Annotated in this window: 16 protein-coding genes; 5 read left to right on the top strand and 11 right to left on the bottom strand. The window is 61.3% G+C overall.

What is annotated here, in order from left to right:
• The first annotated feature begins 365 nt into the window (after window positions 1–365).
• Both ACSFDB_RS08825 and ACSFDB_RS08830 read left to right on the top strand, forming a co-directional pair.
• Window positions 366–1,241: a type 1 glutamine amidotransferase gene (locus ACSFDB_RS08825; protein ID WP_440770629.1), complete on the top strand. Its 876-nt coding sequence runs from the start codon at window positions 366–368 to the stop codon at window positions 1,239–1,241.
• A 150-nt stretch (window positions 1,242–1,391) separates the two neighbouring features.
• The gene (locus tag ACSFDB_RS08830) at window positions 1,392–1,748 is read left to right on the top strand and encodes a hypothetical protein (RefSeq protein ID WP_440770630.1); all 357 of its coding nucleotides are present in this window, start codon (window positions 1,392–1,394) and stop codon (window positions 1,746–1,748) included.
• Window positions 1,749–1,978: 230 nt separating this feature from the next.
• On the opposite strand, the gene ACSFDB_RS08835 is transcribed toward ACSFDB_RS08830, so the two are convergent.
• Window positions 1,979–2,419: a DUF7522 family protein gene (locus ACSFDB_RS08835; protein ID WP_440771096.1), complete on the bottom strand. Its 441-nt coding sequence runs from the start codon at window positions 2,417–2,419 to the stop codon at window positions 1,979–1,981.
• 116 nt (window positions 2,420–2,535) lie between these two features.
• Here ACSFDB_RS08835 and ACSFDB_RS08840 point away from each other — a divergent pair, with 116 nt between their 5' ends.
• On the top strand, window positions 2,536–2,739 hold the full coding sequence (locus ACSFDB_RS08840) for a DUF7501 family protein (protein WP_440770631.1): 204 nt from the start codon (window positions 2,536–2,538) through the stop codon (window positions 2,737–2,739).
• A gap of 139 nt (window positions 2,740–2,878) precedes the next feature.
• Here ACSFDB_RS08840 and ACSFDB_RS08845 read toward each other — a convergent pair whose 3' ends face one another.
• The 8 genes from ACSFDB_RS08845 to ACSFDB_RS08880 form a co-directional block, all read right to left on the bottom strand.
• Window positions 2,879–4,078: a Cdc6/Cdc18 family protein gene (locus ACSFDB_RS08845; protein WP_440770632.1), complete on the bottom strand. Its 1,200-nt coding sequence runs from the start codon at window positions 4,076–4,078 to the stop codon at window positions 2,879–2,881.
• Between the two features lie 1,113 nt (window positions 4,079–5,191).
• Entirely contained in the window at window positions 5,192–5,842 is a 651-nt protein-coding gene (gene hisH, locus ACSFDB_RS08850) for an imidazole glycerol phosphate synthase subunit HisH (protein WP_440770633.1), read from the bottom strand.
• Between the two features lie 203 nt (window positions 5,843–6,045).
• A complete protein-coding gene (phnE, locus tag ACSFDB_RS08855; RefSeq protein WP_440770634.1) occupies window positions 6,046–7,137 on the bottom strand; it encodes a phosphonate ABC transporter, permease protein PhnE in 1,092 nt (363 codons plus the stop codon).
• Window positions 7,134–7,913 (bottom strand): phosphonate ABC transporter ATP-binding protein, encoded by a 780-nt coding sequence (locus ACSFDB_RS08860; RefSeq protein WP_440770635.1) that lies wholly within the window; start codon window positions 7,911–7,913, stop codon window positions 7,134–7,136. The genes phnE and ACSFDB_RS08860 overlap by 4 nt, the downstream gene beginning before the upstream one ends.
• 28 nt (window positions 7,914–7,941) lie before the next feature.
• On the bottom strand, window positions 7,942–9,012 hold the full coding sequence (locus ACSFDB_RS08865) for a PhnD/SsuA/transferrin family substrate-binding protein (protein WP_440770636.1): 1,071 nt from the start codon (window positions 9,010–9,012) through the stop codon (window positions 7,942–7,944).
• Between the two features lie 181 nt (window positions 9,013–9,193).
• Window positions 9,194–9,793, bottom strand: a complete 600-nt coding sequence (locus ACSFDB_RS08870) for a uracil-DNA glycosylase (protein WP_440771097.1) — start codon at window positions 9,791–9,793, stop codon at window positions 9,194–9,196.
• Between the two features lie 91 nt (window positions 9,794–9,884).
• Window positions 9,885–10,457, bottom strand: coding sequence for an endonuclease dU (locus ACSFDB_RS08875; RefSeq protein WP_440770637.1), 573 nt, complete (start codon window positions 10,455–10,457; stop codon window positions 9,885–9,887).
• Window positions 10,457–10,627: a DUF5786 family protein gene (locus ACSFDB_RS08880; protein ID WP_440770638.1), complete on the bottom strand. Its 171-nt coding sequence runs from the start codon at window positions 10,625–10,627 to the stop codon at window positions 10,457–10,459. The genes ACSFDB_RS08875 and ACSFDB_RS08880 overlap by 1 nt, the downstream gene beginning before the upstream one ends.
• A gap of 196 nt (window positions 10,628–10,823) precedes the next feature.
• Here ACSFDB_RS08880 and ACSFDB_RS08885 point away from each other — a divergent pair, with 196 nt between their 5' ends.
• Together ACSFDB_RS08885 and ACSFDB_RS08890 are read left to right on the top strand one after the other, a co-directional pair.
• Window positions 10,824–11,435 (top strand): MBL fold metallo-hydrolase, encoded by a 612-nt coding sequence (locus ACSFDB_RS08885; protein ID WP_440770639.1) that lies wholly within the window; start codon window positions 10,824–10,826, stop codon window positions 11,433–11,435.
• 113 nt (window positions 11,436–11,548) lie between these two features.
• Window positions 11,549–11,986: a DUF7344 domain-containing protein gene (locus tag ACSFDB_RS08890; RefSeq protein ID WP_440770640.1), complete on the top strand. Its 438-nt coding sequence runs from the start codon at window positions 11,549–11,551 to the stop codon at window positions 11,984–11,986.
• A 55-nt stretch (window positions 11,987–12,041) separates the two neighbouring features.
• On the opposite strand, the gene ACSFDB_RS08895 is transcribed toward ACSFDB_RS08890, so the two are convergent.
• A complete protein-coding gene (locus ACSFDB_RS08895; RefSeq protein WP_019991865.1) occupies window positions 12,042–12,191 on the bottom strand; it encodes a 50S ribosomal protein L40e in 150 nt (49 codons plus the stop codon).
• Window positions 12,192–12,294: 103 nt separating this feature from the next.
• Complete coding sequence (locus tag ACSFDB_RS08900; RefSeq protein WP_440770641.1) at window positions 12,295–12,837, bottom strand: DUF367 family protein; 543 nt, start codon at window positions 12,835–12,837, stop codon at window positions 12,295–12,297.
• Between the last annotated feature and the right edge of the window lie 46 nt (window positions 12,838–12,883).

The following is a 12,883-nucleotide window of genomic DNA, read 5'->3' on the forward strand; positions in this document are numbered from 1 at the left end:
GGTTTTGCGCCTGTTCTCTCCATAACGCTCCGAGAGACCGACGCTCTCGATCGCGAACCATTTTTCCACTATCACCACCCGATCCGAACGGTATTTCGAATGGAGTAGTCGTCGCTTACGGCAACACACCAGCAGTTCGACGGTATTCATCCGACCGAATAGGAGAGATCATCCGTCCAGCAAACGCCGGAACGATGTTTAGAAAGTGGGCGAAATCTTCCCCTAATTGTACTACTCGTTAGAAACTCCTTTGTACCCGGCGGCCCTTCCGTTCGTATATCGATGTCTTGTGACTTGTTGACACACCCCGGCCTACGAACGCTCGGTTCCTCGAACACGCCCGGTTCCACGGAGCGGAGTCGGACGTGACCGATCCGTCGTCCGACGGACCAACCGATTCGAACGAACGAACCGGGCGATTGCGAATCGCCCTGCTGAACGCCGCACACAAACGCGGGACGACCCAGCAAAACTTCGAACGCGAACTCGACGCCAATCTCGTCGAATTTCACTGCCCGTCGGGCGACCTCCCCGAAACGTTCGCGTTCGACGCCTGCGTCGTCACCGGCTCGAGCGCCTCCGTCTACTGGGACGAGCCGTGGATCGGCGCGCTGAAGGAGTGGGTCGGCGAGGCCGTCGACGCGGGACTTCCGTTTCTGGGCGTCTGTTACGGCCATCAGCTGCTCGCGGACGTCCTCGGCGGCCGCGTCGAGGGGATGGGCGAGTACGAGATCGGCTACCGAACCGTCGAACAGGACGGATCGAATCGGCTGTTGACCGGCGTCGACGAGCGCTTTACCGTCTTTACGACGCACTCCGATCGGGTGGCCGAGGCTCCGCCAGGGGCGACGGTGTTCGCCAGAAACGAGTACGGCATCCACGGCTTCCAGCGGGACCGCGTCTTCGGCGTTCAGTTTCACCCCGAGTACGACACGACGACGGCGAAACGGGTCACGGAGGGGAAGGAAGGCGAACTCGAGGCGGACCGGATTCGGACCGTACTCGAAGGCATCGACCCCGAGACGTACGAGGCTGCCTGCGACGCAAAACGGCTGTTCGACAACTTTACCGAGTTCGTCCGCGAGCAGCGTGCCGTTCGGCTCGAGGCCGAGGCTGATAGGCCCAGCGGTGCCGACGCCGGCGCCAGTCCCGATGCCGTTGCTAGGGCTGATGCCGTTGCGAGTACCGAGACTGCGACGGAGCGTCTCGAGTCGCCGGTCGACTCGAGCACCTCGTCCTGAATTGTATCGTATCGACCGTTCGTCTGCCTCTCGTTCCCGTCACCGTACCGCAGGATTCGAAGCCGCAACTCCCCCATGCATCGATTAGTCACGATCCCTGTTACTCGAGCAAACCAAACCGATTTGAGAGTCCGGTACAGAGTCACCGACGTGAGCGAACGGACCCCGGTCGACCGATGGCAGGCCGCACTCGAGGAGGCGGGCGAACTCACGCCCGAGATCGTCGGACAGATCTCCCGCATCCACGGTGACCGCGGGGTCCGTGCGATCGAGGCCGTCGGCGAGAATCGTGTCAAGGCCTATCGCGATTTCACGATCGTCGTCGGTTACGACGACGAGTACATCGTCGAGGACGGCGGCTGTACCTGCAAGGACAGCGAGTACAATCTCGACGTCGACGATCCGACCGAGCAGTGCTGGCACGCCCTCGCCGTCGCCATCGCACGCCGGGTCGGCCACGTCGACTACCACGATATGTGGTACTCCGAGGTCAGGGAACTGCTCTGAGGCCAGCATACTGTTCGCAATTCTCTCGTAAGGGACACGTACAGTACGGGCAAGGGGTTACTGGAGCCCCCCATCTGCTTCCCGGATAGCTGTCAGAAACGGAGTGCTGAATATAAAGGATAGATACAGTAAACCGACTTCGGTTGCTGCGGGTAGCTGTCAGCGAATGAGCCAATCAATAGATCTGTTTTGAGAGATGGCTGACTACTAATAGCTTATGAAAATCGTCTTCACTCTCCGTCAAACGATGCGTCTGCGAGCAGCCGTCGGACGGCAGTTGCGGCGTCTTCGAATCCATTCAGATCCATACTATCGGTCGTCATGATCGCTCCGATATCGCCTTCGAGCACCCTGACGACGAATCCGTCCTCGTGGAACCGGACGGTAAACTCGTACGGACCAATTCCCACACCGTCTTCCCGCCGAGTGATTGTCCCCCTGACCGGTACCTCCGCGAATCCGACCCGCTCGAGTTCGACCAGTTGTTCCTTCGCTGGCCGGGCGGCTTCCATCGACTCGTAGAGCCCCTGACGTAGATAGAGCACGTCGAACTCCGACGGCGTAAAATACACGATGCTTCGGAGTGTGTCACCGAGGCTAGTACGTGCAGCGCTTACGAGACCCGTTGCCACGCTGTCACTGATCGTTATTCTCTGTTCTTTTGTACTCATCGAACACATAGAGGCGCTATACCGTATCAAATGTTTCGCCTACAGTTACATGAACCTACCATTCGGAAGTCAGCTGCCACCCTTAGATTGATATTCTTCACTAGCGAACAACATGCATGAACGATTACCAGCACCCGCTTCGGGAGTCGTCGGAGTGGGATAATCCAGATTTCTGTCCATTCTGCGGTCACGAACTCTCGGACGGTGGTCCAGGATTCATTGACCACGTGGAAAATAACGAGCACGCAACCTGTCGTCAACGATTCGAGCAGTGGCGTGAAAATGTTGCGAGCGACATTGGCGAAGAGTGGAGCGGCTAACCGACCGGACTCGGCTCTGTCGGAAGTCGTCGAATAACTGTTCAAGCTATTGATGGGACGTGGGATTGGCGAGAGTGCCACCTACCGAAGCCAGAATCTCCTACCGAAATCAGAATCGAAAATAGATGAACGAGGATCGTTAGTCCGATTCGTTACACGCGGCGATGATGACCTCCGGATCGTCAATCAGTCGGTTCTCCATGTAGTTGCCCTTCCCCTTCCCGGCCCACTTGCGCTCCTGGTCGATAATCGAGAGGAACTCGAGTTCCGAGAGGATATCCCTGACGCGGCGGAGTTTCAGGTGATCGGACTGGTCGCGCTCGCAGAGCCGCTTGTAGAGGTCGTACACCTCGTTGGTCGTCACCGGCGCGTCGTCGTTTCCCGTCTGCTGGGTGAGCAACGCCATAGCCTCGAGGACGAGTTTCGCGTGGCTCGGACTCTTGGAGATGAGTTCGGCGAGGCGGCTGGTCTCCTCGCGTTCGTGAGCCTGATCGACGCAGGCTTCCGTGACACGCTCGAGGTCGTTCTCCTCGGCGATCTCGCCCGCGAAGCGGAGGATGTCGATCGCCTTCCGCGCGTCGCCGTGCTCGCGAGCGGCCAGCGCGGCAACGCGGGGGACGACGCCGTCCTTGAGGACATCCTCGTGAAACGCGTCGGCGCGCGAGCGTAGAATCTCTCGAATCTGGGTCGCGTCGTACGGCGAGAAGACGTACTCGCGTTCGCAGAGACTCGATTTGATGCGTTCATCGAGGGAGTCCTTGTACCGAACCTTGTTCGAGATGCCGATGACGCCGACCGTGCTCTCGGTGAGTTTCCCGGACTCGACCGCTCTCGAGAGCTGCATCAGGATATCGTCGTCTTCGATCTTGTCGACCTCGTCTAAGATGATGAGCGCGACGTCGTACCGGCTGTCGACGATCTGCCAGAGACGACGGTAATACTCGGCCGTGCTCAGCCCCGAGTGGGGGATTGAAATTCCCGTCGCGTCCTGTTCGTTGAGCTGGTGGCCGGCGGACTGGACGGCCTGCGTCTCCGTCGACTCCTGGAGGCAGTCGACGTAGGCGACGCCGATGGTCACGTCGTCCCGTTTCGCGCGTTCGACGGCCTGGTTCGTGATGAACTTCGAGCACAACGATTTTCCGGTGCCCGTCTTGCCGTAGACGAGGACGTTGTTGGGCGTGTTACCCCGCGTCGCCGGTTTGATCGCGTTCGCGAGGTTCGTTAGTTCGTCCTCGCGGCCGATAATGCGATCGCCGTCGGGAAGGTGTGAGACCTGCAGCAGTTCCTTGTTCTGAAAGATCTCGTTCTCGCTTCCGAAGTAGTCCATCGAATCCGACATTCAGCTATCACGCACATCACACAGTCGCGACTTAACTGTTCGGAACCTAGTTGCCGCTGTATAGCATGCTATTAGTGCCCTCACCCTGCTCAGAACGGTAAAGCACACCCCTCGATGCCGCTGTATTCGTTCTGTAGAACCCCTCGTTTCCGCTGTATCAGTGCTATCGAACCCCGCAGTTCCGCTGTAACAGTGCTATCGAACCCCACAATTCCGCTGTATAGCAGCCGACTGCCAGTGACCGTATCGGACTCCACGATTCCGCTGTATCGGGTCGACGACAACCCCGGAGTGCCGCTGTATCGTGGCGATAGCAGTCGCGGTGCGGCGAAGTTGTGGGAGGAACGACCCCGGAGTGCCGCTGTATCGTGGTTGTTCGACTCCGGAGTACTGCTGAGTTACAACGTCAGCCGACTCCCGGGCAGCCTCCACGAGGGATAGACGAGGAACGTCGGGACCGCTCGAGGCGAAACCCCAATTCCGCTGTATGAGCGCGAACGGGGTTTGATAGCAGCCGAACCGATAGTTCCACACCCCTCGGTGCCGCTGTATGGTCGGACACACACCCCGGAGTGCCGCTGTATCAGTGTGGAGGACTGTGGGTTGTTGAACTTCTTGTTGGAACGTGGAAAATTGGGAGGAGCGTTCGTCACGACGGGATACAAACGGGACCTGAGAGCGGTTCAGTTCGACTCGAGCGGCGAACCCGCGTTCAAAACCGACGCCGTCGCTCCGCGTGCAATACTCTCAGTGGTCGGTGACACAGGACTAGTATTTAGTAGTGACGTTCTGAGAACAATATACGTCTGTGAACTGTTCCGGCAATTTCCACCGATCCCGGCGAATACGCGAAGAAGGAGCGACCTCCCGCACCTATACAGCGGCATTGTGGGGTGTGTCTCCAGCCAAGATCCGTCCCGACGAATCGTGCTCTCGAGGGATTGACGAACCGACGAGCCAATCTCTTGCTGCACCGACAAACCGATCTCTTGCCGCACCGACGAGCCACCCTCGGGGAACCCACCGACGAGCTCCCCTCTCGTCACAATCACCCTCGAGAAGACACGTCCCTCACGTCCGAACCGTCCGAGGCTCGAAACCAAACGCTGAAAATCACTCTTGGGCGCAGATCTCGACGAAATTCCGCAGAATCTGCAGCCCCGTCTCGCCGCTCTTTTCGGGGTGGAACTGAGTGCCGAAGACGTTCCCCGCCTCGTTGGCGACGATCGACGGGAACTCGAGTTCGTAGTCGGTCGTCGCTACCGTCGCATCGTCGTCGTCGGGCATGGCGTAGTAGGAGTGGACAAAGTAAGCGTGGTCTCCGTCGACGCCGTCGACCAGCGGATGGTCGCGTTCCACGTTCAGTTCGTTCCAGCCCATATGGGGCACTTTCTGGCCCTCCGCAAATCGGACGTTGGTGCCCGGAATCAGGTCCAGCCCTTGCACGGCCGACTCGCCGTCGTTCTCGCCCTCCTCGCTGGTCGTCAGCAGCATCTGCATGCCGAGACAGATACCGAACAGCGGGGTGCCGGACTCGGCGACCTCGAGGAGGTCCTCCCGAAGCGGATCGGCGTTTTCGACGCCTTCGCGGAACGCGCCGACGCCGGGGAGGACGACGCCATCAGCCGCGGCGAAAGCCTCGACATCGTCGGTGATCTCGACGTCGGCACCCGCACGCTCGAGACCGCGGGTGACGCTGCGTAAGTTCCCCAGTCCGTAGTCGACGATGACCACGGACGCGAGAGATTGCTGGGTCGCATTCATAGCTGCAGATGGGGAGTCGAGCGGCAAGTGGGTTTCCATCCGTGCAGTGTTCGCGATAGCCGGCGAATCCGACGTGAGACCGAATTACCGACTCACGTGCAGAGAGGGGAACAGTACCGAAAACCGAATTACCGACTCACGTGCAGAGAGGGGAACAGTACCGAAAAAACGAGTTCCAGAACGGTGGGGACGGCCGACCGTCGCTACTTCATCGCCGATTCGGCCATCCGGTTGGGGAAGCCGAAGATCAGCTCCCGCCAGCCCATCTTCTCCTCGTCGGAGCGAAGCCGGGCGCGCAGGCGTTGGCTGAACAGTTCGACGGTGATGATGAGCAGGAAGATACACAGCAGCGTCGCCATCATGTTCGCCCAGTTGAGCAGGTTCTGTTGGACCTCGACGACCTGTCCGAGTCCGCCGGCGCCGTAGACGCCGACGGTGACCGCGATTCGGACGTTGATCTCGAGGATGTACAGGGTCCAGGCGATAAACGATGTTTTGACCTGGCTCAACATCCCGAAGACGATGGTCTGGGGTCTGCTCGCGCCGGTCGTCTCCATCGCCTCGATCGGCCCGTCCGAGATCTCCTCGAGTTCGTCGACGAACAGCCGACCGAGGTTCCCGATGGTGTCGACCATAATCGCCAGCGTCGCGGCGACGGGGCCGAGACCGGCGAGCGGGATGAAGATCAGCGTCCAGACGAGCGCCGGAATCGAGCGGATAAACGACATCGTCCCGCGGAAGATGAAGTTAAACGGGAACGGTGTCACTCGCTCCGAGCCGAGGACGCCGAACAGCAGCGCGAACGGCAGCCCGAGGATGGTTCCGACGACGCCCATCGCGAGCGTGATACCGGCCTCACCGAAGATCGCGAAGATGCCGAGCCCGTCGATCAGCCCGCCGAATTCGGGATTGAACAGGAGGTTCTCCTCCCGAATGTAGGAGAAATACCGTCCAACGTCGACGAACGGAATGGCGCCGAAGTACTCCCGCATCGGGAAGAAGTTCCGCAGGGATTCGCCGAAGAAGCCCCAGTTCAGGTACTCGGTGAAGATCTCGATCGCGTTGAGCCCCTGTACGAAGATGAACCCGACGAAGGCCAAAACCACACCGCCACCGATCGCCCGGCGTCGCCTCGCCTGTCGGATGCTCTCGAACTTCTCGGTGAGTCGCTCGTCGGTTTGCAGTCCGCCTGCGGCGTCACCCGTGGGGGTCCCGCCGTCGGTCGAAACGGCCGCGTCGTCGCTTTCGCCGGGTGTCTCGGCCTCGTTGTCGTCGGATGAGGTGGGTCGGCTCACGGTGCCACCTCCGACCCGCTCTCGTCGGACGAGTCGACGCCGACGAACATGCCTTCGGTGTCGATGTCGCCGTAGATTTCGTCGATAGCGTCGATCGTCAACTCGTCGCGGTAGCCGTCGAACACCTTCTCACCGTCGCGAAGGCCGATGAACCGCTCGCCGAACTTGCGAGCGATGTTGACCTGATGGAGGCTGATGAACGTCGACAGCTCCCGTTCGGTCGCACTCGACTGGAGGTAGCGCATCACTTCCTGTGCGCTTCCGGGGTCGAGACTCGCAACGGGTTCGTCGGCGAGCAACACCTGTGGCTCCTGAACCAGCGCACGGGCAATTCCCACCCGCTGTTGCTGGCCGCCGCTCATTCGGCGCGCCTTCTGCTCTGCCTCGTCTAAGAGACCGACGGTATCGAGCGCGTCGAGCGCCCGATACTTCTCCTCGTCGGGCTGGAGCTGCAACAGACTCTCGAGGAACGAACTGCGATTCATACTACCGGACAGCGCATTCGAGTACGCCGACATGTCACCGATAATGTTGTGCTGTTGAAAAATCATCGCCACCTCCGGACGCGGGGCGATCATTGGCTCACCGTCGATCCGCACTTCGCCTGCCGTCGGTTGCGTCAACGCAGACATACACCGCAAGAGCGTCGACTTCCCCGACCCCGACACACCGAGAATGATGACGAACTCACCGGCCGGTACTTCGAACGAGACATCGTCTAATGCGAGGACATCTCCATACCGCTTGGTGAGTCCGTCGACTACAACCTTGCTCATACTATGTTGAGACGTTTCGGTCAACGCTTTACTCGACGTCCTCGGGGCTGAGCCCGAGCTCATCGAGGAGGTCGACGATCGGTTCGTAGTCGTCTTCCGTCGCCGGCTCGATGCCGTCGAACCAGAGTTCGTGGTCCTCGAACTGTTGGAGGTCGTCCTCCTCTTCCTCCGTGAGCTCGTCTTCGTCCTTGTCGAGGATCTCCGGATCGATGCCAAGCTGGTCCGCGAGCTCGTCCTCGTCGTGTCGGAAGACCTCCTCGTCGGCCTCGAGCATCAGCTCCTCGAGCTCCTCGCGGATCGGGTCGTCCCAGTCCGCACGGGCCACGATCGGTGCACGGGGGATCGGATCGGAGACCGCCAGCAGCTGCAGCTCCGGCTCTCGAGAGCCGGCGTCGTCGTACTCGACCGAGATGTCGACGTAGTCCTCGGACATCTCGTCGAACTGTTCCTGGGGGACGTGCGGCCCCGTCGAGAACGCACCGGTCCCTGCAGCGACGACGTCCGGGTTGTTGATGAGCTGTTCGCGAGCGCCGTCGTGATCGTGCGTTCCCAGATCGAAGTCGACGGGGGTGCCGTCGGGGGCGCCGCCGGTGTCGAGACCGGCCTGCTCGAGCATCAACATCGGGACGAGCGTCCCGGAGACCGACGTCGAGGCCGCGGTCGCGATCTCTTCGCCCTCGAGGTCCGCGAGCTCATCGATGTCGCTGTCGGGAGTCGTCGTGATGAGCGAGAAGTACTGCTCGGCACCGAACGCGAGGCGCATCCCGACGACGTCGATGTCGTCGGGAACCTGAGCGACGGCGCCCGGGGACGTGTCGGCGAAGTCGCCGCTTCCCCGCTGCATCTCCAGTACGGTGGAGCTGTAGTCGGACGTCTGGATGCCGTCGATCTCGACGTCGGCTTCCGATTCGAGATACTCGAACAGTGGCTGGTACTGCGTTTCGATGTCGACGCTCTCCTCCGCGGGGTTCATGACCCACGAAATCGTGTTCGAGTCGTCGCTGCCACCTGTACAGCCGGCGAGACCCGCCATCCCCACCGCACCGGCACTTTTCAAAACCGTTCGTCGATCCGCCGCCCACCGATCGGTATCGGACATAACAGGGACTATGCATGAATTTATTTAGTAGTTTCTATGTTACCTACGTAGTCGTCCATCGATACGTGCCATAATAGTCTGTATGAACACATGTGGCTGATTTTTCCTCAGAAACCCACACCACTGAACGGTACTGTCTGAAATAGTAATGAGGAACGGCGGCTACTAGGCGAACAAATTCTCAAAAGCCGTCAAGTCTGGTTTGCCCGCTTCCGCCGTCGCCCGCGCCGATGCCGGCGAGGGACGCGGCTCGGTCGAGCGCCTCGGCGAACGTATCCTCCTGACTTCGGTCGTACAGCGTCGCCGCCGGGTGGACGCAAAGCAACACGCGACGCGGCATTCCGTCGATCCGAACCTCCTCGATCGAGCCCGCCTCTTTGGTCACCGCAACCGACCGCCCCAGCAGGTGCTCGCTGGGCACTTTCCCCAGCGTGACGATGATCTCCGGGTCCAGCAGGTCGATCTCCCGCTCGAGGTAGCCCCGACAGTTCTCGAGTTCCTCGGTGGCAGGATCGCGATTCTCCGGCGGTCGACAGCGGACGCAGTTGGTGATGCGAACGTCCTCGCGCAGCAGGCCGACGCTCCGGAGTCCGTCGTCGAGAACGGAGCCGCTGCGACCGACGAACGGTTCGCCCTCGCTGTCCTCCTGTGCCCCCGGCCCTTCGCCGACGAACAGCATGTCGGCGTCCTCGGGTCCGGTTCCGTTGACGATCCGGCTTCGAGAGTCCACGAGCGCCGGACAGCGCGAACACTCGCTAACACAGAGCCCTGACTCGTCCATCGTTCCCATACCGGTGAGACAGACGGCCGACTACTACCTCTTTCGGGTCGCAGTTGCTGGTCTCGATCTACGAGGTTCTCCGGGCACGGCGCTATTCGAGCGAGTCGAGATACGCCTCTCCCGCTCGAGCCGCGACCTTCGCGACCCGGATCGGCTCCGGACGGCCGCCTTCGGGCGTGAACGCCCGAACGACTTCCGCGGCCGTCTCGGCGTCACAACCGACGTGTCGAACGTAGACGGTCTCGCCGTGGATCGACAGCGCTCGTCGCTCGGGGAGGGACCGATAGGTTTCGAGACGCTGCTCGAGGGCAGCGTCCGAGAAGGCGTCGCGGAGACCGGACTCGAGACCGTCGCTCGCTTCGAACGTGACGGCGATCACCGGCCGGTCGGCTGCCGCCTCGATTCGAGAGAGATCGAAGAGATTGTACCAGGCAGGGGCGATGGCGCCGAGCAGCACGTACCGTACGTCGGGCCGCTCGAGGTCCTCGAGCAGGGCCACCACGGCGTCGGTCGCGTCGGTACCGCCGACAGTGCACGAACGGTACGCGAACCCGTCCGTGACGCGGTCGGCCCGGACGACGGCGCCGGCAAGCGTGCTTCGGTCGCGATTCGCGTCACCGCGAACCGATTCGGCGATGCCCAGCGCCCGCACCCCGGGCTTCATCAGTCCTCGTCTTTGATCTCCTGGAGTCGATCGAGCAGCTCGCCGCTGGAGGCGCCGTTCTCGAACTCGATCGATCCGTCGTGGCTGTTCTCGCCGGATTGTACCGTGTCGTCGTCAAAATCAGCGTCGACTTCCTGTTGCTCGGATTCGTCGTAGCTCCCGAATCCCATACGGGATGTCGTACGGTCTTCCGGCTAAAAAATCTCGTGGTTGCTCAGTTCTCGCGACGATCCGAGTGAGTGCGGTCACTCGAGCGGATCGAAACCGCATCGAGACGAGTTCTGTGGTGACTCCCACGAGGTCCGGATGGTGTCGCGGTCTCTCTCGGACGGCACCATTTTGGGGTCGGCCCTCGAGTCGTCGTCTATGGAGGTCCATCACGTCACGGAGGCCGCGGAAACGTTCACCTGCAACGCGTTTCTGGTAGTCGGCGAGGAAACCACGCTGGTCGACGCCGGCGCCTGGGACGGCGTCGTCGACGAGATTCGGTCCCACACCGACGACGTCGACACCGTCGTCATGACTCACCAACACGGAGACCACGTCGCCCAACTCGAGGCCGTCGTCGACGCGTTCGATCCCGAGGTGTACGCCTACGACGACCACCCCACGCGCACCCACGAGATCGCGGACGGCGATACGGTGACGATCGGTGACGAGTCGTTCGACGTGGTCTACACGCCCGGTCACGCCGACGACCACGTCTCGTTCGTCTCCGAGTCGTCGCTGTTCTCGGGCGACGTCGTCGTCCACGACGACGGTGCGTTCGACTACGGAAGCTTCGGGCGGACCGACATGGCCGGCCAGTCCCGCGAGCGACTCATCGAGAGCATTCGGGAGTTGCTCGAGGCCATGCCCGACGGTATCGAACACCTGTACGCGGGCCACGGCGGCGTCTTCCACGGCGACGTGCGTGACGTGGTCGAGACGGCGCTCAGTCGGGCCGAGAAACGGGAACCGAAGTATCCCGACAAGTAGCAACGCGAACGATATCCATTCGTTCGAGTGCCGTTATGTTTGATTTCATATGACTATAGGGTGGTCGCCTGCTGGCCATAACAACTAATTTGCTATAGTAATTGTCTAGTCGTATGTCTAACGACGTGGGGGTCGTTCCGGATATCGCACACGGGAGCGATACAGCCGACTGCAGAATCCGAACCGATGGCGGTGCCAGTGACGACCGCGACCGGGACGGGGTGGATCAACTACTGGACCTCCTCGCTACGCACCGCCGCCGGCACGCACTCTACTATCTGCGCGAACTCGAGGTCGCGACGGTCGACGAGGTGGCGAGGCTCGTCACAGAGAAACCCGGGTCCACCGCAGAGTCGGCGGATATCGACGCACGGATCGAAGAGACGAAACTCGCCTTGAAACACGTCGACCTGCCGAAGCTCACGGCGAGGGATATCGTCGAGTACGACCGCCGAAGCGGGACGGTTCGGTATCGACAGCCGTCAGCCCGTCTGACGACGCTGCTCGACAGCTGTGCCGAACTGGAAGAGACACCGTTTACCACCGACTGAGCGCTCTCGCTGGGCGAAATGGATAGAATTGAAAAGGCGTTTGCGACCGGGTCGATTATGCCGCGCGGGCCTCTTTCGCTTTCGGTCGAAGCTTCGCGTAGCCACACTTGCGGCAGCGTTTGGCCTTCTGTGAGTTGCGGGCGTTACAGCGCATGCAGATCATCTTCTCGAGCGTTCGTTTTTCCGCGGCGTCGAAACTGGCCATACCGATCGTTGACCGGTCGCACATATAACCGCTGTGGTCCTGCGACTGGGTACCTTCGAGATCGGTGTGAGAACGGGAGTGCCTGTTCGCCGTCCGCCGCGTTCTACTCGTCCGTCGCGTCCTCGTCTGGCAGCTCGTCGCTCGGCTCCTCGTCGGCCAGATAGTCGTCCTGTACCGCGACGATCTCGCTCGAGTCAGCGCACTCGCTGTAACGTCGCAAGGGTTCCTCGTTGAGCGTGAGGAAGGTCTCGCCCCAGCGGAACGGCTCGAGGAGGTCCTCGGCGCGGTCGTACGCGTCGAAGATACAGCAGGCGGCGGCCAGCGCCTCAACGGTGGTGAGCCGGAACGGCCGGCCGTAGTTGACCGGATTCGCGGCGACGAGGAAGGGAAGTGCCCGGTGAACGCCGTTCATTCGGAACGAGGCGGCTTCGGCGGACTCCCACGAGCAGTCGAGCGCGACGACCGTTCCGAGTCCGTCCGCAACGTCGGCCGGCGAGAGCGCCTGGTCGGCGTGGGGGTTGAGGACGACGCCGTAGGGCACCTGTTCCATCCGTCGGTAGAGGGTGGCCTTATCGAACTTCTCGAGGCGACGCGCGGTGCACTTCTTCGGATCGTCGTCGCCTTCGTAGTAGACGTGACACTCCACACGGTTTCAGTGACGCCCCACTATAAAAGCGGTTTTCCTCGAGACA

It is taken from the genome of Natronorubrum amylolyticum (assembly GCF_052040145.1).
Classification (GTDB): domain Archaea; phylum Halobacteriota; class Halobacteria; order Halobacteriales; family Natrialbaceae; genus Natronorubrum.